The sequence below is a fragment of the Pseudomonas sp. HMSC057H01 genome (genome assembly GCF_001836405.1).
GTDB lineage: Bacteria > Pseudomonadota > Gammaproteobacteria > Pseudomonadales > Pseudomonadaceae > Pseudomonas > Pseudomonas aeruginosa.
This window is the reverse complement of record NZ_KV828512.1, coordinates 70663-92853: the sequence shown is the minus strand read 5'-3', so window position 1 is coordinate 92853 and position 22191 is coordinate 70663. Positions and strand designations below refer to the sequence as shown.

Annotated in this window: 20 protein-coding genes, 3 tRNA genes and 1 pseudogene; 2 read left to right on the top strand and 22 right to left on the bottom strand. The window is 65.7% G+C overall.

Translation table 11 applies throughout. The annotated features are described in order from the left end of the window. Positions 1-123 precede the first annotated feature (123 nt). On the bottom strand, positions 124-654 hold the full coding sequence (locus tag HMPREF2581_RS25100; RefSeq protein WP_003140814.1) for a hypothetical protein: 531 nt from the start codon (positions 652-654) through the stop codon (positions 124-126). A 170-nt stretch (positions 655-824) separates the two neighbouring features. Here HMPREF2581_RS25100 and alpR point away from each other — a divergent pair, with 170 nt between their 5' ends. Next, on the top strand, positions 825-1538 hold the full coding sequence (gene alpR / locus HMPREF2581_RS25095; RefSeq protein WP_003085982.1) for a transcriptional regulator AlpR: 714 nt from the start codon (positions 825-827) through the stop codon (positions 1536-1538). A 97-nt stretch (positions 1539-1635) separates the two neighbouring features. Here alpR and HMPREF2581_RS25090 read toward each other — a convergent pair. From HMPREF2581_RS25090 to aruC, 14 genes are all read right to left on the bottom strand, one after another. Further along, a tRNA-Arg gene (locus HMPREF2581_RS25090) sits at positions 1636-1712 on the bottom strand. A 111-nt stretch (positions 1713-1823) separates the two neighbouring features. Next, positions 1824-1900, bottom strand: a tRNA-Arg gene (locus HMPREF2581_RS25085). Between the two features lie 117 nt (positions 1901-2017). Continuing rightward, positions 2018-2108 (bottom strand) — tRNA-Ser (locus tag HMPREF2581_RS25080). Positions 2109-2169: 61 nt separating this feature from the next. Beyond that, positions 2170-2355: a carbon storage regulator CsrA gene (gene csrA, locus HMPREF2581_RS25075; RefSeq protein WP_003085981.1), complete on the bottom strand. Its 186-nt coding sequence runs from the start codon at positions 2353-2355 to the stop codon at positions 2170-2172. Positions 2356-2539: 184 nt separating this feature from the next. Next, on the bottom strand, positions 2540-3778 hold the full coding sequence (locus HMPREF2581_RS25070) for an aspartate kinase (protein ID WP_003085971.1): 1239 nt from the start codon (positions 3776-3778) through the stop codon (positions 2540-2542). 147 nt (positions 3779-3925) lie between these two features. After that, entirely contained in the window at positions 3926-6550 is a 2625-nt protein-coding gene (alaS, locus tag HMPREF2581_RS25065) for an alanine--tRNA ligase (RefSeq protein ID WP_003140815.1), read from the bottom strand. 121 nt (positions 6551-6671) lie between these two features. After that, positions 6672-7676: a low-specificity L-threonine aldolase gene (gene ltaE, locus HMPREF2581_RS25060; RefSeq protein WP_003111717.1), complete on the bottom strand. Its 1005-nt coding sequence runs from the start codon at positions 7674-7676 to the stop codon at positions 6672-6674. A 144-nt stretch (positions 7677-7820) separates the two neighbouring features. Then, complete coding sequence (astE, locus tag HMPREF2581_RS25055; RefSeq protein ID WP_003085962.1) at positions 7821-8819, bottom strand: succinylglutamate desuccinylase; 999 nt, start codon at positions 8817-8819, stop codon at positions 7821-7823. 13 nt (positions 8820-8832) lie between these two features. Continuing rightward, positions 8833-9123, bottom strand: a complete 291-nt coding sequence (locus HMPREF2581_RS25050) for a hypothetical protein (RefSeq protein WP_003085959.1) — start codon at positions 9121-9123, stop codon at positions 8833-8835. A gap of 13 nt (positions 9124-9136) precedes the next feature. Further along, complete coding sequence (gene astB, locus HMPREF2581_RS25045; protein ID WP_003140816.1) at positions 9137-10483, bottom strand: N-succinylarginine dihydrolase; 1347 nt, start codon at positions 10481-10483, stop codon at positions 9137-9139. Further along, positions 10480-11946, bottom strand: coding sequence for a succinylglutamate-semialdehyde dehydrogenase (gene astD, locus HMPREF2581_RS25040; protein WP_003134264.1), 1467 nt, complete (start codon positions 11944-11946; stop codon positions 10480-10482). Before astD ends, astB begins: the two co-directional genes overlap by 4 nt. A gap of 42 nt (positions 11947-11988) precedes the next feature. After that, on the bottom strand, positions 11989-13011 hold the full coding sequence (gene astA / locus HMPREF2581_RS25035) for an arginine N-succinyltransferase (protein ID WP_003110258.1): 1023 nt from the start codon (positions 13009-13011) through the stop codon (positions 11989-11991). Between the two features lie 11 nt (positions 13012-13022). Next, complete coding sequence (gene aruF, locus HMPREF2581_RS25030) at positions 13023-14039, bottom strand: arginine/ornithine succinyltransferase subunit alpha (RefSeq protein WP_003085950.1); 1017 nt, start codon at positions 14037-14039, stop codon at positions 13023-13025. A gap of 198 nt (positions 14040-14237) precedes the next feature. Then, positions 14238-15458 carry a bifunctional succinylornithine transaminase/acetylornithine aminotransferase gene (aruC, locus tag HMPREF2581_RS25025; RefSeq protein ID WP_003140819.1) on the bottom strand — a complete coding sequence of 407 codons (1221 nt, stop codon included), beginning with the start codon at positions 15456-15458 and terminating at the stop codon, positions 14238-14240. Between the two features lie 166 nt (positions 15459-15624). Between aruC and HMPREF2581_RS25020 the strand changes: the two genes are divergently transcribed. After that, positions 15625-15948 carry a hypothetical protein gene (locus HMPREF2581_RS25020; protein WP_003140821.1) on the top strand — a complete coding sequence of 108 codons (324 nt, stop codon included), beginning with the start codon at positions 15625-15627 and terminating at the stop codon, positions 15946-15948. A gap of 20 nt (positions 15949-15968) precedes the next feature. Here HMPREF2581_RS25020 and argR read toward each other — a convergent pair whose 3' ends face one another. The 7 genes and pseudogenes from argR to HMPREF2581_RS24985 all read right to left on the bottom strand — a co-directional run. Then, on the bottom strand, positions 15969-16958 hold the full coding sequence (gene argR, locus HMPREF2581_RS25015; protein ID WP_003085944.1) for a transcriptional regulator ArgR: 990 nt from the start codon (positions 16956-16958) through the stop codon (positions 15969-15971). A gap of 32 nt (positions 16959-16990) precedes the next feature. Further along, complete coding sequence (aotP, locus tag HMPREF2581_RS25010) at positions 16991-17755, bottom strand: arginine/ornithine transport ATP-binding protein AotP (protein ID WP_003085940.1); 765 nt, start codon at positions 17753-17755, stop codon at positions 16991-16993. A gap of 18 nt (positions 17756-17773) precedes the next feature. Then, positions 17774-18886 carry a M14 family metallopeptidase gene (locus tag HMPREF2581_RS25005; protein WP_003140824.1) on the bottom strand — a complete coding sequence of 371 codons (1113 nt, stop codon included), beginning with the start codon at positions 18884-18886 and terminating at the stop codon, positions 17774-17776. A gap of 13 nt (positions 18887-18899) precedes the next feature. After that, a complete protein-coding gene (locus tag HMPREF2581_RS25000; RefSeq protein WP_003085936.1) occupies positions 18900-19598 on the bottom strand; it encodes an ABC transporter permease in 699 nt (232 codons plus the stop codon). Between the two features lie 16 nt (positions 19599-19614). Further along, positions 19615-20304, bottom strand: a complete 690-nt coding sequence (locus HMPREF2581_RS24995; RefSeq protein ID WP_003085934.1) for an ABC transporter permease — start codon at positions 20302-20304, stop codon at positions 19615-19617. A 118-nt stretch (positions 20305-20422) separates the two neighbouring features. Beyond that, on the bottom strand, positions 20423-21202 hold the full coding sequence (locus tag HMPREF2581_RS24990) for an ABC transporter substrate-binding protein (protein WP_003085932.1): 780 nt from the start codon (positions 21200-21202) through the stop codon (positions 20423-20425). Positions 21203-21742: 540 nt separating this feature from the next. Next, positions 21743-22191: pseudogene (locus tag HMPREF2581_RS24985) on the bottom strand (acetyl-coenzyme A synthetase); the annotation flags it as partial.

Genomic DNA, 22191 nt, shown 5'->3' with positions numbered 1-22191 from the left:
CCCGGAACGGCCGAAGCCCGCATCGGCGGGCTTCGGCCAGAGGAATTTCAATCGTGGAGAATTTATACCTTTATCGTCCCATAGCGTCAATATGGGAAAACCCGTTTTCATATAGAAATTTTTTTAGCGCTCGCACACGATCCCCACCTCCGCCATCGGCTCCTCCAGTCGCTGCAAGGCCTGGTGCAGCAAAGCGACGACCCGCTCGCGCCATTCCTTGTCCCAGCGATGCAGGGTGCTCTTCGACAGGCCGCTGAGTCGCTCGATCTCGCGGATGCTCGACGGCGGACGACGGAACATGCGCATCAGCAAGGCCAGGGTTGCCCGCTGCTCGATCGGGTCGGCCCCGGGCTTCAGCCAGTCGCGCAAAGCCGCCAGGCCAAGGACGAAATCCCGCCCGCGGGCGAACTCGGCCCGCACCACCGCCAGCTCCAGTGGGTGCGCAGCCAGCTGGCGCTGGGCGAAACGCACGGTCATCACCGCCTGGGCCTGCCATTCGTGCAGACTCAAACCGCTGGGCAGGTGTTCGATGAAGCTGCGATCGAAGCGCTCGCGCAGGCCATCGATCACCATCGCCGTCGACGACTTCGGTCCCGGCTGGTGCTCGAACATCCAGTAGGCCACGGCCAGCGCCTGCTCGGTACTTTGAAACATGGTATTCCCTCCTTGGCCGGCCCACCTGGCTGGCCGCTCGCATTAGCCACCCGCAGTGGCTGTGTTGGGCCGCCGTCCTACCCGAGGCGAGTAGGAAAGCGCTGAAATTATGGTAATACCCATATACGGACGCTTGCAATGCCACAGGCACACCCTTAGTCTTGCCCCCTATGGAACTCAAAGATCGCATCAAGGCGGCGCGCAAGCACGCCCATCTCAGCCAGGTCCAGCTTGCCCAGGCGGTAGGCATGACCCAGACCTCCATTTCCGATCTGGAGCGCGGCAAGTCCCGCGCCACCAGCTTCGTCGCGCAGATCGCCGGCGCCTGCGGCGTCAACCCCCTGTGGCTGGCGGAAGGTCGCGGCGAGATGCTCGCCGAGCGCGGCCAGGCGAACGCAGGACCCAATGCCAGTTGGCTTGGCGCAGTAGAGTCATGGGACGACGAAACGCCCCTGGATGCCGACGAGATCGAACTGCCCTTCTACAAGGAGATCGAGCTGTCCGGCGGCAAGGGCAGCACGGTGATCCTGCAGACCGGCGGGCGCAAGCTGCGCTTCGGCAAGTACACCCTGCGCAAGAAGAACATCGATCCGGCCAGTGCCGCCTGCGTCACGGTCAGCGGCAACAGCATGGAGCCGGTGCTGCCGGACGGCAGCACGGTAGGCGTGGACACTAGCGCGCGGACGATCAAGGACGGCGACATGTACGCCTTCGACCACGACGGCCAACTGCGCGTGAAACTGCTCTACCGCCTTCCGGGCGGCGGCCTGCGCATTCGCAGCTTCAACAGCGACGAGCACCCGGACGAGCGCTACGAGCCCCAGGAAGCCGCCGAGCACATCAACGTGATCGGCCGGGTGTTCTGGTACTCGGTGCTGGTCTGACCCCTTCCCGCCCCGCCTGACGACGGGGCCGCGTTCCGGCGGAAGAAAAATCCCGGGCAAAGAAAAAGGGCCTGCATTGCTGCAGGCCCTTTCGGTATGGCGCACTCAGGAGGATTCGAACCTCCGACCGCTCGGTTCGTAGCCGAGTACTCTATCCAGCTGAGCTATGAGTGCGTGTCGGTGCTTTTTCCGGCCACCTGCCGGTAACGCTTGTTTTACCGTGAAAGACCGCAACTGTCGATCCTTCGTCCGTCGAGCCCCTGACGAGAGGAACCCTTCGAAATATGGCGCACTCAGGAGGATTCGAACCTCCGACCGCTCGGTTCGTAGCCGAGTACTCTATCCAGCTGAGCTATGAGTGCGTCGTGGGGGCGCATTATAGATTGTGGATTCTATCCGTCAAGCGATTTTTTCAATCAAATCAGTAACTTAGTTACCAAGATGGCTTTCGCCGCCTGAATCAACCTCTAACACTTGAATGGCGGAGAGGGGGGGATTCGAACCCCCGACACCCTTTTGAGGTGTACTCCCTTAGCAGGGGAGCGCCTTCGGCCACTCGGCCACCTCTCCGCAACACGGGGCGCATGATACCCATCTTTACCCCGTTTGCAAAGGGAAAATTAGATAAAAATTAATGGTTTGGCTCTTGATCTTTCTCTTTCTGGATGCGCTGGTAAATTTCCTCCCGGTGCACGGCGACTTCCTTCGGCGCGTTGACGCCGATGCGCACCTGGTTCCCTTTGACACCCAGTACCGTCACGGTGACGTCGTCACCTACCATCAGGGTCTCTCCGACCCGACGAGTCAGAATCAGCATTCCTTTCTCCTCACGCGAATATTTCAGGACAACAGTCTGCAAAAAAGAAATGGCGGCGGATCCGCAGAAATCAAGAGCGCGATCCTTCACCCAGTATTGACCAGTCCCGCCGGAATGAAAGTTCCTGCCGAACGGTCAAAAACGACAAAAGGCGCGGGGTTGCCGCGCCTTTCGCCTGCCAGCGTCACTCACCCTGTCGCGCCGGCGCGTCGAGCTCGAACGCCGTGTGCAGGGCACGTACCGCCAGTTCCAGGTACTTCTCTTCGATCACCACGGAAACCTTGATTTCCGAGGTGGAGATCATCTGGATGTTGATGCTTTCCTTGGCCAGCGCCTCGAACATGCGGCTGGCCACGCCGGCGTGCGAACGCATGCCGACGCCGACGATGGAAACCTTGGCGATGTTGGTGTCGCCGATGGCTTCGCGCGCGCCGATGTTGGCGGCGGTCTGCTTGAGAATTTCCAGGGCGTTCAGGTAATCGTTGCGATGCACCGTGAAGGTGAAGTCGGTGGTGTTATCGTGCGCCACGTTCTGCACGATCATGTCGACTTCCACATTGGCGGCACTGATCGGCCCGAGGATCTTGAAGGCCACGCCGGGGGTATCGGGTACGCCACGGATGGTCAGCTTGGCTTCGTCGCGGTTGAAGGCGATGCCGGAGATGATCGGCTGTTCCATGGATTCCTCTTCATCATCGATAGTAATGAGGGTGCCCGGACCCTCCTGGAAGCTGTGCAGCACGCGCAGCGGAACGTTGTACTTGCCGGCGAACTCGACCGCCCGGATCTGCAGCACCTTGGAACCGAGGCTGGCCATTTCCAGCATTTCCTCGAAGGTGATCTTGTCCAGCCGGCGGGCCTGCGGCACTACGCGCGGATCGGTGGTGTAGACGCCGTCGACGTCGGTGTAGATCTGGCATTCGTCGGCCTTCAACGCCGCCGCCAGGGCCACCCCGGTGGTATCGGAACCGCCGCGGCCCAGCGTGGTGATGTTGCCGTTGCCGTCGACGCCCTGGAAACCGGCGACCACCACTACCCTGCCGGCCTTGAGGTCGGCGCGGATGTGGGTGTCGTCGATGTGCAGGATGCGCGCCTTGGTGTGTGCGCTGTCGGTGAGGATACGCACCTGGTTGCCGGTATAGGAGACCGCCGGCACGCCGCGCTTGATCAGAGCCATGCTGAGCAGGGCGATGGTCACCTGCTCTCCGGTCGAGACCATGACGTCCAGTTCGCGCGGAACCGGCTGCTCCATGATCTGGTTGGCCAGGCCGATCAGACGGTTGGTCTCGCCGCTCATGGCGGATACCACCACGACGACGTCATCGCCCGCTTCGCGGAATTTCTTCACCTTCTCGGCCACCTGCTCGATACGCTCGACGGTGCCGACGGAGGTCCCTCCAAACTTCTGTACGATCAAAGCCATTTCAAACCGCCTGATTCCGTGAAGGGCGCCCTTTTGAACCTGCCACATTCTTTCGCTACCCGGACTGGCGGGGCGCACCGCCGGCCGGGCATCAAGGGGCGCTGGCCGCCCGGCCCCGCGTCGCTCTGGCGCGGGGCCAGCATGGCATCAGAGCCCTTGCTCGACGAAGCGCTGGGCCAGGGCCAGGGCCTCGTCCAATTTCGCTGCATTGGTGCCGCCGCCCTGGGCCATATCCGGGCGTCCGCCACCTTTGCCACCAACTGCCGCCGCGGCTTGCTTCATAAGCTCGCCGGCCTTCAGTTGACCGGTCAGGTCCTGGGTCACGCCTGCGACCAGTACGACCTTCCCGTCCAGCTCGCCGCCGAGCAGGATCACTGCGCGGCCGAGCTTGTTCTTCAACTGGTCGACCAGCGCCAGCAGCGCCTTGCCGTCCAGACCATCGAGGCGCGCGGCGAGTACCTTCGCGCCCTTGATTTCCACCGCCGCCGCCGAAAGGTCGTCGCCGGCCGCGCTGGCAGCCTTGGCCTTGAGCTGTTCCAGCTCCTTCTCCAGCGAGCGGTTGCGCTCCAGCAGGGCGCCGAGTTTGTCCAGCAGGTTGTCGCGGCTGCCCTTGACCAGGCTGGCGGCTTCCTTGAGCTGCTCCTCGGCACCGTTCAGGTAGGCCAGCGCCGCCGCGCCGGTGACCGCCTCGATACGGCGTACGCCGGCAGCCACGCCACCCTCGCTGGTGATCTTGAACAGGCCGATGTCGCCGGTGCGGGATACGTGGGTGCCACCGCACAGCTCGACGGAGAAATCGCCGCCCATGCTCAGCACGCGCACCTGGTCGCCGTACTTCTCGCCGAACAGCGCCATGGCGCCCTTGGCCTTGGCGGTGTCGATATCGGTTTCCTCGGTCTCGACCTCGGTGTTGCGACGGATTTCGGCGTTGACGATATCTTCCAGGGCCTTCAGTTGTTCCGCCTTGATCGCCTCGAAGTGGCTGAAGTCGAAACGCAGGCGCTGGCTGTCCACCAGCGAGCCCTTCTGTTGTACGTGGTCGCCCAGTACCTGGCGCAGCGCGGCATGCAGCAGGTGGGTCGCGGAGTGGTTGAGCGCGGTGGCCTGGCGTACCGAGGCGTCGACCTCGGCCTTGACCGCGGCGCCAACGCTCAGGTTGCCCCGGGCGACCACGCCGTGGTGCAGGTGCGCGCCGCCGGCCTTGGTGGTATCGCGCACGTCGAAGCGCACGCCAGCCGCCTCGAGGTAGCCACTGTCGCCGACCTGGCCGCCGGACTCGGCGTAGAACGGCGTCTGGTCGAGGACCACGACGCCCTCCTCGCCCTCCTCCAGGCGCTCGACGGCCTGGCCGTCCCTGAACAGCGCGACGATCTGTCCAGCGCCGGAGACACCCTGGTAGCCGAGGAAGCGGGTCTCGCCGTCGACCTTGACCAGGCTGTTGTAGTCCATGCCAAAGGCGCTGGAAGCGCGGGCGCGCTCGCGCTGGGCCTCCATCTCGCGCTCGAAGCCGTCCTCGTCGATGGTCAGCTCGCGCTCGCGGGCGATGTCATTGGTCAGGTCGACCGGGAAGCCATAGGTGTCGTACAGCTTGAACACCACGTTGCCGGGAATCACGCTGCCCTGCAGTTCGGCAAGGTCCTGTTCGAGGATCTTCAGGCCTTGCTCCAGGGTTTTGGCGAACTGCTCTTCCTCGGTCTTCAGCACGCGCTCGATGTGTGCCTGCTGTTGCTTCAGCTCGGGGAAGGCATCGCCCATCTCGGCGACCAGCGCTGCGACGATCTTGTGGAAGAAGGTGCCCCTGGCGCCCAGCTTGTTGCCGTGGCGGCAGGCGCGGCGGATGATCCGCCGCAAGACGTAGCCGCGACCTTCGTTGGACGGCAGCACGCCGTCGGCGATCAGGAAGCTGCAGGAACGGATGTGGTCGGCTACCACCTTCAGCGACGGCGCGTCGTCGTTGGCGCAGCCGATGGCCTCGGCGGAGGCTTTCAGCAGGTTCTGGAACAGGTCGATCTCATAGTTCGAGTGCACGTGCTGGAGTACCGCGCTGACGCGCTCCAGGCCCATGCCGGTGTCCACGCTCGGCGCCGGCAGCGGGTGCATGACGCCGTCCGCAGTGCGGTTGAACTGCATGAACACGTTGTTCCAGATCTCGATGTAGCGGTCGCCGTCCTCTTCCGGCGAACCGGGCGGGCCGCCCCAGATCTCCGGACCATGGTCGAAGAAGATCTCGGTGCAGGGACCGCAAGGTCCGGTATCGCCCATCGCCCAGAAGTTGTCGGACGCATAGGGCGCACCCTTGTTGTCGCCGATCCGCACCATACGCTCGGCGGGCACGCCGACTTCCTTGGTCCAGATGTCGTAGGCCTCGTCGTCGGTGGCGTAGACGGTGACCCAGAGCTTTTCCTTGGGCAGGTTCAGCCATTTCTCGCCGGTGAGGAACTCCCAGGCGTAATGGATGGCGTCGCGCTTGAAATAGTCGCCGAAGCTGAAGTTACCCAGCATTTCGAAGAAGGTGTGGTGCCGCGCGGTGTAGCCGACGTTTTCCAGGTCGTTGTGCTTGCCGCCGGCGCGCACGCATTTCTGGCTGGTGGTCGCACGGGTGTAGGCGCGCTTTTCCAGGCCGAGGAAGCAGTCCTTGAACTGGTTCATGCCCGCGTTGGTGAACAGCAGGGTCGGATCGTTCGCCGGGATCAGCGAACTGGAAGCGACACGGGTGTGTCCCTTCTCTTCGAAGAAGCGGAGGAAGGCTTCACGGATTTCAGCGCTTTTCATAGGTTCTTCCACGGAAAATTGGCGGCCACGAATCGCCGGCAAAGGGCCGCATTATATCGGCCCTTGGGCAAGGTTGTAGTGTATTTGCGCGATAGTTATTGCCTATTGCCGACCTTTTCGCTTATGAGCGACGAAAGGCCGCGAAGGCATCCAGTACTTGTCCTATGGACTCGGCGGAAACGTCCAGGTGGGTGACCAGGCGCAAACGCGCCGCCGCGCTGATCCGCACCTCGCGCTCGGCGAGGAAGTCGCGCAGCGCGACCGCCCGCTCGCCGACATCGACGTAGACCATGTTGGTCTGCACCGGCTCCACCGCATAGCCCAGTTCGCGCAGCCCGTCGCCCAGGCGCGCGGCGTTGGCGTGGTCGTCGGCCAGGCGTGCCACCTGGTGGTCGAGGGCGTACAGGCCGGCAGCCGCCAGCAGGCCGGCCTGGCGCATCCCGCCGCCGACCATCTTGCGCCAGCGACGGGCCTTGCCGATCAGTTCGACGCTGCCGCAAAGCACCGAGCCCACCGGCGCACCGAGGCCCTTGGACAGGCACACCGACACCGAGTCGAAGTGCCGGGTGATCTCGCTGGCGTCTACGCCCAGCTTCACCGCCGCGTTGTACAGGCGCGCGCCATCCAGGTGCAGGGCCAGGCCACGCGCGCGAGTGAAGGCGCGCGCCGCGGCCAGGTAGTCGAGCGGCAGCACCTTGCCCTGCATGGTGTTTTCCAGGGCCAGCAGGCGGGTCCTGGCGAAATGGAAGTCGTCGGCCTTGATCGCCGCCGCGACCTTGTCCAGGTCGAGCGATCCGTCGGCCTCGCCGTCGATCGGCTGCGGCTGGATCGAGCCCAGCACCGCGGCACCGCCGCCCTCGTATTTGTAGGTATGCGCCTGCTGGCCGACGATGTATTCGTCGCCGCGCTCGCAGTGGGCCATCAATCCGAGCAGGTTGCTCATGGTCCCGGTCGGTACGAAGAGCGCCGCGGCGAAGCCCAGGCGCGCCGCCAGTTCGGCCTCCAGGCGGTTGACCGTGGGGTCCTCGCCATAGACGTCGTCGCCCAGTTCGGCCGCGGCCATGGCTTCGCGCATGCCGGCGGTGGGCTGGGTGACGGTGTCGCTGCGCAGGTCGATGACAGGCACGGAGGGCTCCTCGGTTCGGCGGAAAAGCCCGATCCTACGGCGCTCTACCGACAGCCACAAGGGAAGTCGGGAAATCTTCCCGGCCGCAACGGAAACGGAGCGCCGAAGCGCTCCGTCATGATCGAGAGGGAAGGCCGATACGTCTCAGAGCTTGGCCGGCACCACCAGGATTCCGGCGCGCAAGCCGTTCTTCACCCGCGGATTGGGGAAGATGATGCGCGCGCCGACCTCCTCCACCACCCAGCGCGTGCCGCCGATATCCTCGGCCAGCAGGTAGCCCGGCGAGAGTTCGGTGAAGTTGGCCACGTCGTCGTCGAGGTGCAGGCGGAAGTGGTCGCTGTGCTTGATCACCTCGCGCGACACGCTGAACAGCTTGAGGCCATCGAGTCGGGAGCCGTCCGGCTGTTCCTCGCTGCCGTCGATCAGCAGCTCCAGGCTCCGCTCCAGGCGCTCCAGGTTGACCTCCTGGTTCTCTCCGAACGGACGTGCCTTGCCCAGTTCCAGGGTAAAGGCCTCGGCGCCGAGCTGGCCGTAGGTGTAGGCGCTGAAGGTGATGCCCGGCTTGTTCTGCAACAGCACCGCCTCGATGCCGGCGTCGCGCAGGCGGGCCAGTTCGCTGCGGGAATGCTCGCGGCCCTCGGCCCAGGGGTAGAGGGCGAACTGCTCGATCTTCGAGCCGCGGATCGCGGTATGCAGGTCGTAGTGCAGGTGGACTCGCTCGGTCTTGCTGAAGAACACCTGGGCCAGGCGCTCCAGCTCGGCGGCACGGAAGGCCTCGTTGCCGCTGCCCTCCTCGTGGCGACCGTTGAACAGGCGGTTCATGTCCTGTTCGACGTAGCGCTCGCCGCGGCGGATGGCTTCTGGGTTGCCGAACAGGAAGAGGACCCTGGCGGCAGGCTTGAGGGTGCCCGCGGCGACCTTGCGGATCAGCCGTTCGAGCAGTTCGATGGGCGCGGTCTCGTTGCCGTGGATACCGGCCGAGAGCAACAGGTCGACGCCGTTGTCGCGGGCGCCGATCGGCGTGACTTCCAGCGCGCCCTCGGCCAGCCAGTGCAGGCGGGTGCCGTCGGCGGTGAGCTGGATCTTCTCGGTCGGCTCGCGGCCGGCCAGGGTCAAGTCGAGCAGTTTGCCGAGGGCGAGCATGGGATGTCCTCAGTCAGTGGGTGTGGTCGCAGCCGCAGTCGGGGCCGTGCTCGTGGTCGTCGCCCTCTTCGATCGGCTCCATCTCCAGTTGCAGGCTGACCAGGTTGGTCGCCATCGGCCGCAGCAGCAGGTTGGTGTATTCGGTATCGCCGTCTTCGACGTCGACGCCGATCAGCAACTGGCCGTTGCCGGCTTGCTGGACCCACACTTCCTTGCCCTGCCAGACCACGGCGAAACGGGTGCAGGAAGTTTCCAGCTGGGTGCCGTCGGTATCTTCGAGGATCAGTTGCAGGCTATCGGACATGGTGGCGAGGCTCTCAATCGAGTTGGAAGGAATAAACCGAACCCAGTTTAAGGATCTGCGTCAGTTCATCCAATGCCGTCCGGCACTCCAGCAGCAGTTGCGGGTCGGCCAGGTCGGTTTCGCTCAGGCGGTCGCGGTAGTGCCGGTCGACCCAGGCTACCAGCGTGTCGTACAGGCCGGCGCTCATGATCACCCCCGGATTCACCGCCGCCAGCTCCCGCTCCTGCAGCGCCACGCGCAAGCGCAGGCAGGCCGGGCCGCCGCCGTTCTGCATGCTCTGCTTGAGGTCGAAGACCTTCACTTCGCGGATCGGGCCGTCGTCGCCGGTGAGCTGGTCCAGGTAGTTCCAGACCCGCGGGTTGTTCCGGCACTCCTCCGGTACCACCAGCAGCATCGAACCGTCGGCCTTCGACAGCAGTTGGCTGTTGAACAGATAGGACTTCACCGCGTCCTCCACCGCGACCTGGTCGCGCGGCACGCAGATGGCGCGGAAGCGGCCGCCGCGGCGGCCAAGCTTGTCGTGCAGTTCGGCAAGGACCTTCTCGGTATCGAGGAAGGCGTCCTCGTGATGGAACAGCACCTCGCCATTGCCCACCGAGATCACATCGTTGTGGAACACGCCCTGGTCGATCACCGCCGGGTTCTGTTGAGCGTAGACCACTCCGGCCTCGCTCAGCCCGTGCAGGCGCGCGACGGCCTGGCAGGCTTCCAGGGTCTGGCGCGCCGGATAGCGTTGCGGCGCCGGGAAGCGACTGTCGAAGGCGCTGCGACCGAAGACGAAGAACTCCACGCCGGCATCGCCATAGTCCTTGCAGAAGCGCGTGTGGTTGGCCGCGCCTTCGTCGCCGAACTGGCTCACCGCCGGCAGCGCCGCGTGATGGGCGAAATACCGCTCGTCGTTGAACATCGCCGCCAGCACGCGGCTGGTGGTGGGATGCTCGATGGATCGATGGAACTTGCAGTTCAGGTTGGCCGCGGTGAAATGCACGCGGCCGTCGGCGGTGTCGGCGCTCGGGCTGACCGTGGCGGCATTGGCGGTCCACATGCTCGACGCCGAACTGCAGGCGGCGAGGAGAGGCATCGCTTCCTTCGCCGCGCGGCGGATCACCTCCTCGTCGCTGCCGGAGAAGCCCAGGCTACGTAGCGCAGCGGTATCCGGGCGGGCTTGCGGGGCGAGCACCCCCTGCTTGAAACCCATCTCCATCAGCGCCTTCATCTTCGCCAGGCCCTGCTTCGCCGCTTCCTTCGGGTTGGACACCGCCTGGCTGTTGCTTTGCGAAGCGACATTGCCGTAGGACAGGCCGCCGTAGTTGTGGGTCGGGCCGACCAGGCCGTCGAAATTCACTTCATGGGCATTCATAGGCTGATCCCGGGAGTCAGGGTGGCAGGAAGGGACACGCTGGGGCTTTCCAGCGAGGCGACCGGATAGGCGCAGTAATCGGCGGCGTAGTAGGCGCTCGGCCGGTGGTTGCCGGACGCGCCGATACCGCCGAACGGCGCGCTGCTGGCGGCGCCGGTGAGCTGCTTGTTCCAGTTGACGATGCCGGCGCGGCTTTCCACGAGGAACTGCTCGAAACGCTCGCGGGAATCCGACAGCAGCCCGGCGGCCAGGCCGTACTGGGTGGCGTTGGCTTCACGGATCGCCGCAGCGAAATCGGAGTAGCGGATCACTTGCAACAACGGCCCGAAGAACTCTTCGTCCGGTCGCTCGGCCACCGTGCTGACGTCGAGGATGCCCGGGGTCAGCAGGGCGGCGCCGTCGATCGGCTGGGTCATCGCCAGCAGCGGCTGTGCGCCCTTGCCGATCAAATGCTCCTGGGCCTTGAGCAGGTGCTCGGCGGCGCTCAGCGAAATCACCGCGCCCATGAACGGCGCCGGCTGTTCGTCGAAGCGCCCGACCCGCAGGGTAGCGCTGACCGCCACCAGGCGCGCCAGCAGTGCGTCGCCCCAGGCGCCCTGCGGCACCAGCAGGCGGCGGGCGCAGGTGCAGCGCTGGCCGGCGGAGATGAAGGCGGACTGGATGATGGTGTAGACGGCGGCGTCGAGGTCGGCGACCTCCTCCACCACCAGCGGGTTGTTGCCGCCCATCTCCAGCGCCAGGATTTTCTGCGGCTGGCCGCCGAACTGGCTGTGCAGCAGGTTGCCGGTGCGACTGGACCCGGTGAAGAACAGACCGTCGAGCCCACGGTGGGCGGCCAGCGCGACGCCGGTTTCGCGACCGCCCTGGACCAGGTTGAGCACGCCGGCCGGCAGGCCGGCCTCGATCCAGGCCTTGAGCGTCAGCTCGGCGACCTTCGGGGTCAGCTCGCTGGGCTTGAACACCACGCAGTTACCGGCCAGCAGCGCCGGGACGATATGACCGTTGGGCAGGTGGCCGGGGAAATTGTAGGGACCGAATACCGCCACCACGCCATGCGGCTTGTGCCGCAGCACGGCGGTGGCGTCGGCCAGCGGACCGGACTTCTCGCCGGTGCGCTCGCGGAACGCCTGCACCGAGATCGCCACCTTGTTGACCATGCTGGTCACTTCGGTGGCCGACTCCCACAGCGGCTTGCCGGTTTCCTCGCCGATCGCCCGGGCCAGCTCGTCGGCGCGGGACTTGAGGGTCGCAGCGAAGCGCTCGAGCAACTCGATGCGCTGCTCCAGCGGGCGCCGCGCCCAGGCCGGGAAGGCCTCGCGGGCGGCTCGCACGGCAGCGTCGACCTGGGCGGCGTCAGCGCCGCGCCCGGACCAGACCACACCCTGGCCAACCGGGTCGAGGGACTCCAGGGTCTCGCCCTGGCCCGCCAGCCACTGGCCGGCAATGTAATGGGTACTCATCATCGACTCCTCGGGCGCCCTCGTCGGGACGCCTCCATCAGGCTTTCAAGCGCGCTTCTGCGCCGACAGCGGCACCGCGCGTACCGAGGCGCCGGCCGACAGGCGCAGGCGCTTGGCGGTCAGCGGATCGACCACCAGGGTGCCGGCGGCGGCCCGCGCCGGCGCGGCGGTGATGCGACAGTCTTCGCGCTTGCGGTTGTGGATCAGGTAGGGCTCGGCGTCGTCGCCGGGAGTGCCCACCGCCAGCACCAGGTTCTGGCTCTCGGCGATGGCGCGGATCTTGTCGGTCTCGGCCTCGATCGCCGGGCCGGCGTCGAAGATGTCGACGTAGCCCTGGTAGCTGAAGCCCTCGGCCTTGAGCATGGCCAACGCCGGCTCGGTGTTCGGATGGACGCGGCCAATCACCCCGCGCGCCTCCTCGGAGAGGAAGCAGGTGTAGAGCGGGAACTTCGGCATCAGCTCGGCGATGAAGGCCTTGTTGCCGACCCCGGTGAGGTAGTCGGCCTGGGAGAATTCCATCTTGAAGAAGTGCCGGCCGAGGCTTTCCCAGAATGGCGAACGCCCCTCCTCGTCGGACATGCCGCGCATCTCGGCGATCAGCTTGTCGCCGAACAGGTGGCGGAATTCGGCGATGAACAGGAAGCGCGCGCGCGACAGCAGCTTGCCGTTGAGGCCGCTGCGGTGGTCGGCGTGGAGGAACAGCGAGCACAGCTCGGAATTGCCGGTCAGGTCGTTGGCCAGGAACAGCGTGGGGATCTCGCGATGGATGTTGAGTTCCTGCGAGGCGCTCACGGTGAGGCCGACCCGGTAGTTGTACCAGGGTTCGCGAAGCCCTACCGCTCCGGCGATGGCGGAGATGCCGACGACCTTGCCGGCGTCGTCCTCGAGGACGAACAGGTAGTCGGCGTCGCCGCGTTCGGCCTCGCCACGGAAGGCCTTCTCGGCCCAACTGACGCGATGCTGCAGGCGCTGCTCGTTGGCCGGCAGGGTGGTCAGGCCGGTGCCGGTGCTGCGCGCCAGCTCGATCAGGGCCGGCAGGTCGGCGCTGGTAACAGGACGTACGATCATGACTGGCTCCTTCAGACCGCTACCAGGCGCACGCTGGCGCCTTCGCCGACGCCCAGGGCCTCGGCGGCTTCAACACTCAGGGCCACCGGCTTGCCGGGCGCCCAGTCCAGGTCCAGCACAACCGCGCGGAAGTCCTGCAACTGGCCGTTGGTGACCAGGTATGGACGCCCGCTCTTCGGCGCCTCGCCGATCTTCACCGGAACCACCCGGCTCTGGGCGATCGAGCGAATCCCCGAGGTGCGCGCGTGCAGGGTCGGGCCGCCATCGAAGATGTCGATGTAGTTGTCGGTCTCGAAGCCTTCGCGCATCAGGATGTCGAAGGTGATCTGCGCTCGCGGGTGAACCTGGCCCATGGATTCCTGGGCGGCATCCGGCAACAGCGGCACGTAGATCGGATAGTGCGGCATCAGTTCGGCGAGGAAGGTGCGGCTCTTCAGCCCGGAGAGCTTTTCCGCCTCGATGTAGTTCAGGTCGAAGAAGTTGCGCCCGACCGCGTTCCAGAACGGCGATTCGCCCTGCTCGTCGCTGTAGCCGACGATCTCCACCACCACCGCGTCGGCGAAGCGCTCCGGATGGCTGGCCATGAACAGCAGGCGACCGCGCGAGTTGAGTTCGGCATAGACGCTCTGCACCAGGTCGCGCTGTACGTAGAAACTGGTCAGCAGGCTGTTGCCGGTAAGGTCGTGGCACAGCGAGAGGACATGGATCTTGTTGTGGATCGACAGCGAGCGCGAGGCGTGCACGAAGGTTTCGTTGCGGAAGCTGTAGAACGGTTCCGAGAACCCGGCCGAGGCGACGATCGCCGAGCAGCCGACCAGCTCGCCGCTGGCGCTGTCCTCGAGGACGAAGAAATAGCTTTCCTCGCCGTTGTAGCTTACCTCCGCGGCGAACGAGGCCTCGGAAGCGAGGATCTTGTCGCGCAGGCGTTCGGCGTCATCCGGCAAGGACGTGACGCCTACCGGGCTGTCCGCCGCCAGACGCTGCACCTGTGGCAGGTCGGCCGCTTGGGCGGGGCGCATCACCAACATGGCGTCACTCCTTTCTCAGACAACGATGATTGCCGCATCCATGCGCGGGACCGCGGCACCTTCCTGTGCCACGGTTTCGAACGTCCAGCAGGGAAGATCCCGCGCCACGCACGGCGGCACGGTTCCCGGCTCCGGCGCGGGCCGCTCCGGGATGTCGCATCGGGTGCCCCGGCCTGCGCCGGGGCCCCGTGGGTTCGCTCAGCCGCGGACCAGCTTGGCCACGGCGCGCTCGAAGCGCTCCAGGCCTTCGTCGATCTCGGCGTCGTCGATCACCAGGCTCGGCGCGAAGCGCACCACGTCCGGGCTGGCCTGGAGCACCATGACCGCCTCTTTCTCGGCGGCGTTGAGCACATCCCTGGCCTTGCCCTTCCACTCGTCGGTCAGCGCCGCGCCGATCAGCAGGCCCATGCCGCGAATCTCGCCGAAGATGCCGTACTCCTGGCCGATCTTCTGCAGGCGGGACTTGAAGCGCTCATGCTTGGCCTTCACGCCATCCAGCACTTCCGGGGTATTGATCACGTCCAGCGCCGCCTCGGCCACCGCCGAGGCCAGCGGGTTGCCGCCGTAGGTGGTGCCGTGGGTGCCGACCGACAGGTGCTTGGCGATCTCGCCGGTGGTCAGCATCGCACCGATAGGGAAGCCGCCGCCCAGGCTCTTGGCGCTGGAGAGGATGTCCGGGACCACGCCGTAGTGCATGTAGGCGAACAGCTCGCCGACCCGGCCCATGCCGCTCTGGACCTCGTCGAAGACCAGCAGCGCGTTGTGCTCGTTGCACAGCTTGCGCGCCCCTTCCAGGTAGGCCTGCTGCGCCGGCAGCACGCCGCCCTCGCCCTGGATCGGTTCCAGCACCACGGCGCAGGTCTTGTCGGAGATCGCCGCCTTCAGCGCTTCCAGGTCGTTGTAGGGAACGTGGGTGATACCCTCGAACTTGGGCCCGAAGCCATCGGAATACTTCGGCTGGCCGCCGACGTTGACGGTGAACAGGGTGCGCCCGTGGAAGCTGTTGCTGGCCGCGATGATCTCGTACTTCTGCGGGCCGTAGACATCGTTGGCGTAGCGGCGAGCCAGCTTGAAGGCCGCCTCGTTGGCTTCGGCGCCGGAGTTGGCGAGGAACACCCGCTCGGCGAAGGTGGCGTCCACCAGCTTGCGCGCCAGGCGCAGGGCCGGCTCGTTGGTGAAGACGTTGGAAACGTGCCAGATGCGCTGGGCCTGCTCGGTGAGCGCCTTGACCAGCGCCGGATGCGCGTGGCCCAGGGAGGTCACGGCGATGCCGCCGGCGAAATCGATCAGTTCGCGGCCGCTCTGGTCCCAGACGCGCGATCCCTCGCCTCGCACCGGAATGAAGGCGGCGGGGGCGTAGTTGGGGACCATATACCGGTCGAAATCGGCACGTTCTACCTGCGCATGGGGAGCGGACATCGGTGTTTCTCCTGCCTGAAGGCGGCTATCGATGAAAGGATTGTAGGGATTGGGACCGGGCCGGCATTGCCGCCATGCGACAACTTGTTATAGCGCCAACCCGGGAATTTCCGCGGCTTTCGGAAATGCGACAGAAAGCATCGGGAAGGCGCAGTGTAAACGCGCGATGCACTCGGGTGCATACTTCTTCTACGCCGCCACGCGGGCGGGAACAGCAGGGAAACAAGCCATGCCCATCGAGGGAATCGACTACCGTCTCGTCTTCGCCTCCGACGTCAATCCGCGCGACGGCCTCGGCCTGGAGTGCTGGCGCGGCGAACAGCCGCTGTTCGAGGTATTTCGCGACGACGCCGGCCGGCGTTTCGTGGTCAACCTGTTCGCCAGCGACGTTCCGCTGGAACTGCTGAAGGCGATCATTCCGACGGCCCGTCGCGAACTCGGCGACTTCCCGAGGCGATCCGCCTCCCGGGGCGTCGCAAAGCCCGGCTGAAACCGCCGCGCCGTTGGCGATCAGCCGCGTTCGACGGGAGTGAAGGTCGTCTCGAAGGCGCTGCCGCCGCGCCGCTGGTTGCGGTCCTCGCGCGGAGTGACGCCGAAGAAGTTGCGGTAGGCGCTGGAGAAATGCGGCCCGGAAGAGAAACCGCAGGACAGGCCGATCTGGATGATCGACTTGCTGGTCTGCATCAGCATCTGCCGCGCGCGGTTCAGGCGCAGCTCCAGGTAGTACTGGCTGGGTACGCGGTTCAGGTATTGCTTGAAGATCCGTTCCAACTGGCGCCGCGAAACGCACACATGCTGGGCGATCTCGTCGGTGGTCAGTGGCTCCTCGATATTGGCTTCCATCAGCAGTACCGCCTGGGTCAGCTTCGGATGGCTGGAGCCGAGGCGATTCTTCAGCGGGATGCGCTGGCGCTCGTTGCCTTCGCGGATGCGCTCCACCACCAACTCCTCCGAGACCGCGCCGGCCAGTTCAGCGCCATGGTCGCGGGACAGCAGCGCCAACAGCAGGTCGAGTACCGCCATGCCGCCGCAGGCGGTCATGCGGTCGCGATCCCACTCGAACAGGTGGTTGGTGGCGATGACCTTGGGGAAGCGCTCGGTGAAGTCATCGTGCCAACGCCAGTGCACCGCGGCGCGATAACCGTCGAGCAGGCCGAGCTGGGCCAGCGGGTAGATGCCGGCGGACAGCGCGCCGATCGCCGCTCCCGAACGCGCCAGTTGCTTGAGCGCCAGGCCCAGCGCTGGCGACACCGCCGCCGGCGCCTCGTCGGCGACCAGGAACAGCCGCGAGCATTGCTCCAGCCTGCCGTTCCAGGCCGTTCCCGGCAGGCGCCAGCCCTCCTCTTCGGCCGGCGCTTCGGCGAGCAGGAACAGCGGCTCGTAGAGCGCCTCGGGGTGCAACCGCCGGGCCGCCCGCAGGGCTTCCTCGGCAAGCGATAGCGTCAGCGCGCGGGTGGCGGGCCAGAGGAGGAAACCGATGCGTTGGGGTTGGGCAGTCATGGGAGCAGCTTAGCCGGCCTCTGCGATGAATGTTACTTGAGGCTGCCGGAGAGGAACTGCTTGAGGCGGTCCGACTGCGGGTTGGCGAGGACTTCCTTCGGGCAGCCGTGTTCCTCGACCAGGCCCTTGTGCAGGAACACCAACTGGTTCGACACCTCGCGGGCGAAACCCATCTCGTGGGTCACCACCACCATGGTGCGGCCTTCCTGCGCCAGGTCCTGCATGACCTTCAGCACTTCGCCCACCAGTTCGGGGTCGAGCGCCGAGGTCGGCTCGTCGAACAGCATCACTTCCGGCTCCACCGCCAGCGCCCGGGCGATCGCCACGCGCTGCTGCTCGCCGCCGCTCATGTGCGCCGGGTAGGCGTCCTTGCGGTGCGCCACGCCGACCTTGGCCAGGTAGTGCTCGGCCTTCTCGATGGCTTCCTTCTTCGACACGCCGAGCACATGCACGGGCGCCTCGATGACGTTCTCCAGGGCGCTCATGTGCGACCACAGGTTGAAATGCTGGAACACCATCGACAGGCGCGAGCGCATGCGCTGCAACTGGCGGGAGTCGGCGGCCTTCAGCGCGCCGTCGCGGCCGGGCACCAGCTTCAGCTCCTCGCCGTTGAGCAGGATCTTGCCGGCGTGCGGCTGTTCCAGCAGGTTGATGCAGCGCAGGAAGGTGCTCTTGCCGGAACCGCTCGAGCCGATGATGCTGATCACGTCGCCCGCTTTCGCTGCCAGCGAGACGCCCTTGAGCACCTCGTGGCTACCGTAGCGCTTGTGCAGGTCTTGGACTTCCAGTTTGTACATGTGTGTGTTCTCGGCTAATCAGTCGCTGAGCAAGCGTCCCTGACGGATCGGTTGACGACCGGCCACCTTGGCCAGCCAGAGTCCCGGCTGCGCGTAGCGCATCCGTTCGATGGCGAAAAGCACGCCGGAAACCCCGGCGCACACGGTGCTGGCACGGTCGGCCAGGGGATCGATGACCTGGAACAGCGGTTCGCCCGCCTCCACCCATTCGCCCGGCCGGCGCAGGAAACTCACCACGCCGGTATGCGGGGCGTGGACGTATTCGGTGCCCTCGAAGGGCAAGCCTTCGCAGCAGGCTTCGGGCGCCGCCGGCCATTCGCCCTTGACGAAGCCCTGCTCGGCGAGGAAGGCCAGGATCGCCGCGGCGTTGGCCTCGGCCTGCTGCGCCGTGGTATCGGCCTGGCCGCCGAGTTCGACGGTGGTCGCCAGGCAGGCCAGCGGCAGCTCGGCGCGCGGATACAGGCGCGACAGGCGCAGCCACGGCACCGAGCAGGCCTCGTCGAAGGAACCGCCGCCGGACTCCTCGGCGAGCAGCCCGACGGCGGCGCCCAGGCGCGCGGCCAGGGAGGCGAAGGTGGGCCATTGCTGCGGCAGGGTATAGAGATGGATGGCGGCCTCGAAGTCGCAATGCAGGTCGAGCACCAGGTCGGCGTCGCAGGCGTGGCGATAGAGCAGGCGCTGCATGCCCTCCAGTTCCGAGGTCGCCGGCGGCAGGGCGTCCAGCGCCGCGCGCAGGGCCTGGCGGACCAGCGCGACATTGGCCGCCGGATCGCTGCCGAGACGCTCGCCGACACTGTCGATCACCGCGTCCAGCAGGTCGGGGAAATCGCGGTTGAAGTTGCGCCCGCTGCTCATTTCGAAGCGTCCCTGGTGCAGCGCCTGGATCATCTGCCCGAGACCGACCGGATTGGCCACCGGCACCAGCTCGACGGTGCCGCGCAGGCGGCCTTCCGCCTCCAGCAGGCGCAACCGCTGCTTCAGCTCCCAGGCGGTGCGCATGCCCGGCAGCTCGTCGGCGTGCAGGCTGGACTGGATGTAGACCTTGCGCGCGCCGCAGCCGAAGCGGAACACGCTCAGGCGCTTCTCGCTTCCCAGGGTGCTCCACGGCAGCAGGTGGTCGATACGCTCCATGCGGTCCTCCGGATCAGGATTTGCGCGGCGCCAGGTAGGCCAGCCAGCGGCGCTCGGCAAGCTTGAACAGGCGCACCAGGATGAAGGTCAGGCACAGGTAGAACAGGCCGGCGGTGATGAACGCCTCGAACGGCAGGTAGTACTGCGAGTAGACGGTCCGCGCGGCGCCGGTGATGTCCACCAGGGTGACGATGGACGCCAGGCTGGTGGTCTGCAGCATCATGATCACTTCGTTGCTGTACTGCGGCAGGGCGCGCCGCAGTGCCGACGGCAGGAGGATGCGGCGGTACATCTTCAGGCGCGACATGCCCATCGCCTTGGCCGCCTCGATCTCGCCATGGGGCGTGGCCTTCAGGCTGCCGGCGAGGATCTCGGCGGTGTAGGCGCTGGTGTTGATGGCGAACGCCAGGCAGGCGCAGAAGGACGCGTTCGACAGCCAGGGCCACAGCGCGCTCTCGCGCACCGCGTCGAACTGCGCCAGGCCGTAGTAGATCAGGAACAGCTGGACCAGCATCGGCGTGCCGCGGATCACGTAGGTGTAGAGCCAGGCCGGGAAGTTCACCAGCGGCTGCTTGGAGACCCGCATCAGCGCCAGCGGCACCGCCAGCAGCAAGCCGATCAGCAGGGAGATCGAGAGCAGCTTGAGGGTGACCAGCAGGCCGTCGAAATAGAGCGGAAGGCTGTCCCAGATGACGGAGAAATCGAAGATCACGATAGGGCCCCTTGACTCACAGTTCCGCGGTTTTCACGCCGACCGAATAGCGGCGTTCGAGCAGGCGCAGCAACAGCAGCGACACGCTGGTCACCAGCAGGTACAGGCCGGCCACGGCGAGGTAGTAGGTGAACGGCTCGCGGGTCGCATCGGAGGCCTGCTTGGCCTTGAACATCATGTCCTGCAGGCCGACCACGGAAATCAGCGCGGTGGCCTTGACCAGCACCAGCCAGTTGTTGGTGAAGCCGGGGATCGCCAGGCGGATCATCTGCGGCACCTGGATGCGGAAGAACACCTGGCGGTGGCTCATGCCATAGGCGTAGCCGGCCTCGCCCTGGCCCTTGGGAATCGCCATGAAGGCGCCGCGGAAGGTCTCCGAGAGATAGGCGCCGAAGATGAAGCCGAGGGTGCCGACGCCGGACACGAAGGGATTCAGGTCGATGTAGTCGTCGTAGCCGAGTTGCGGGGCGACCCAGTTCAGCAGGCCCTGGCCGCCGTAGAAGATCAGCAGGATCAGCACCAGGTCGGGGATGCCGCGCACTACCGTGGCGTACAGGTCGCCGCACCAGGCCAGCCAGCGCACCGGCGACAGGCGGAAGGCCGCGCCCAGCAGGCCGAGGACGATGGCCAGGAGCATGGAAAGCAGGGCCAGCTGGAGAGTCAGCCAGGCGCCATCGACGATGGTCGCACCGTAGCCAGTGATCATCAAAACGGTACCTCTATGCAGCTAATGCAGCGCTAAAGCAGTGGCGTCCACTCAATAAAAAAGTGGCACAAACAGCGCGAGGCGTCGCGGACGTTTGTGCCACCTCTGACGGATAGCGTCAGTTCGAACCGTAGACGTCGAAGCTGAAGTACTTGTCCTGGATCTGCTTGTACTTGCCGTTGGCGCGCAGCGCGTCGATGGCCGCGTTGAACTTGCCGGCCAGCTCGCTATCGCCCTTGCGCACGGCGATGCCGACGCCTTCGCCGAAGTACTTGGCATCGGTCAGTTGCGGACCGACGAAGGCGTAGCCCTTGCCGGCATCGGTCTTGAGGAAGCCATCTTCGAGGTTCACCGAATCGGCGACCACCGCGTCGAGGCGACCGGCCACCAGGTCCATGTTGGCTTCCTGCTGGGAGTTGTAGCGCACCACTTCGACGCCGGCCGGGGTCAGTTCGGCGGAGGCGTAGCGGTCGGCGGTACTGCCACGCAGCACGCCGGCCTTCTTGCCCTTCAGGTCGGCCTTGGGATCGTTGAGGCTGGCGCCTTCCTTCATCACGAAGCGCGCCGGGGTGTTGTAGTACTTGTTGGTGAAGTCGACCGAACGCTTGCGCTCGTCGGTGATGGTCATCGACGAGAGGATCGCATCGATCTTGCGCACCTTGAGTGCCGGGATCAGGCCGTCGAACTCCTGCTCGACCCACTTGCACTGCACCTTCATCTCTTCGCAGAGGGCATTGCCGATATCCACGTCGAAGCCTGCCAGCTGGCCGTCCGGGGTCTTCAGCGAGAACGGCGGATAGGCCGCCTCGATGCCGATGCGCACCGGCTTGTCGGCGGCGAAAGTGGGCAGGGAGAGCACGGACAGCGCCAGGGCGCCGAGAAGTGCGAGCTTCTTCATCTGGAACTCCTTCGAAGGGGATGGCATCGATTGGCAGGAGAAATAGAACCTTGCCCAGGCTGCCGACGGATATGCGTGATCACCGGCTCTTGCGCATGGCGCCTTCTCGTGGACAGGGCGCCAGCTGGGGTGAGCGGCATTCTAGCGACAGGCCGAAAGTGGTTATTTCTTCAATGCGACAACTAATTATAAAAGCACCGAAGAGGGCATTCGGCGATATTGACAGGCAGCGACATTTGTGCCCGGAAAGCGCGAAGTGTAATCAATGAGTAAAGCAAATCTCAAGCCATAAATTGCCAATTCCTTCTCCTTCAATGGCTTGGCCGCTACGACTCGCCTCGACTGCTACCCCGTGTCGCACCTTGGCTGTGCGTGGCGTTTCCTCTCGCCCCAATTATGCGCAGGCGCGCATCACCGAAGTGTTACCGCCGCCCCATTCCCGGCGCGAGCCCATTCGAAACGCCCTCCTCCTCGGCCCGCGCCAAATGAAAGACCCCGCGCGGCTCGCACCGCGCGGGGTCGTTTCGGATCAGGCGGAAGTCAGGCGGCCTGCATCGAGCGATGGGTCTCGATCAGGTGCTGGACCACGCCCGGGTCGGCAAGGGTGGAGATGTCGCCGAGGGTGTCGTACTCGGCCGCGGCGATCTTGCGCAGGATGCGCCGCATGATCTTGCCCGAACGGGTCTTCGGCAGTCCCGGCGCCCACTGGATCACATCCGGCGTGGCGATCGGACCGATCTCGCGGCGGACCCATTGCTTCAGCTCCTGGCGCAGCGCCTCGCTCGGCTCGACCCCGGAGTTTAGGGTGACGTAGACATAGATGCCCTGCCCCTTGATGTCGTGCTGCATGCCGACCACCGCCGCCTCGGCGACCTTCGGGTGGGCGACCATCGCGCTTTCCACCTCGGCGGTGCCCATGCGGTGGCCGGAGACGTTGAGCACGTCGTCGACCCGCCCGGTGATCCAGTAGTAGCCGTCCTCGTCGCGGC

Coding starts and splice junctions, on each gene's coding strand:
- aotP (WP_003085940.1), bottom strand. CDS start 17,755: ATGTACAAACTGGAAGTCCAAGACCTGCACAAGCGCTACGGTAGCCAC.
- csrA (WP_003085981.1), bottom strand. CDS start 2,355: ATGCTGATTCTGACTCGTCGGGTCGGAGAGACCCTGATGGTAGGTGAC.
- astE (WP_003085962.1), bottom strand. CDS start 8,819: ATGCTCGCCCTCGGCAAACTGCTCGACTTGACCCTGGCCGGCCGCGAG.
- HMPREF2581_RS24990 (WP_003085932.1), bottom strand. CDS start 21,202: ATGAAGAAGCTCGCACTTCTCGGCGCCCTGGCGCTGTCCGTGCTCTCC.
- HMPREF2581_RS24995 (WP_003085934.1), bottom strand. CDS start 20,304: ATGATCACTGGCTACGGTGCGACCATCGTCGATGGCGCCTGGCTGACT.
- argR (WP_003085944.1), bottom strand. CDS start 16,958: ATGACTGCCCAACCCCAACGCATCGGTTTCCTCCTCTGGCCCGCCACC.
- HMPREF2581_RS25070 (WP_003085971.1), bottom strand. CDS start 3,778: ATGGCTTTGATCGTACAGAAGTTTGGAGGGACCTCCGTCGGCACCGTC.
- aruF (WP_003085950.1), bottom strand. CDS start 14,039: ATGTTGGTGATGCGCCCCGCCCAAGCGGCCGACCTGCCACAGGTGCAG.
- astA (WP_003110258.1), bottom strand. CDS start 13,011: ATGATCGTACGTCCTGTTACCAGCGCCGACCTGCCGGCCCTGATCGAG.
- HMPREF2581_RS25100 (WP_003140814.1), bottom strand. CDS start 654: ATGTTTCAAAGTACCGAGCAGGCGCTGGCCGTGGCCTACTGGATGTTC.
- alaS (WP_003140815.1), bottom strand. CDS start 6,550: ATGAAAAGCGCTGAAATCCGTGAAGCCTTCCTCCGCTTCTTCGAAGAG.
- HMPREF2581_RS25005 (WP_003140824.1), bottom strand. CDS start 18,886: ATGGAGCGTATCGACCACCTGCTGCCGTGGAGCACCCTGGGAAGCGAG.
- HMPREF2581_RS25050 (WP_003085959.1), bottom strand. CDS start 9,123: ATGTCCGATAGCCTGCAACTGATCCTCGAAGATACCGACGGCACCCAG.
- alpR (WP_003085982.1), top strand. CDS start 825: ATGGAACTCAAAGATCGCATCAAGGCGGCGCGCAAGCACGCCCATCTC.
- astD (WP_003134264.1), bottom strand. CDS start 11,946: ATGATGAGTACCCATTACATTGCCGGCCAGTGGCTGGCGGGCCAGGGC.
- HMPREF2581_RS25020 (WP_003140821.1), top strand. CDS start 15,625: ATGCACTCGGGTGCATACTTCTTCTACGCCGCCACGCGGGCGGGAACA.
- aruC (WP_003140819.1), bottom strand. CDS start 15,458: ATGTCCGCTCCCCATGCGCAGGTAGAACGTGCCGATTTCGACCGGTAT.
- astB (WP_003140816.1), bottom strand. CDS start 10,483: ATGAATGCCCATGAAGTGAATTTCGACGGCCTGGTCGGCCCGACCCAC.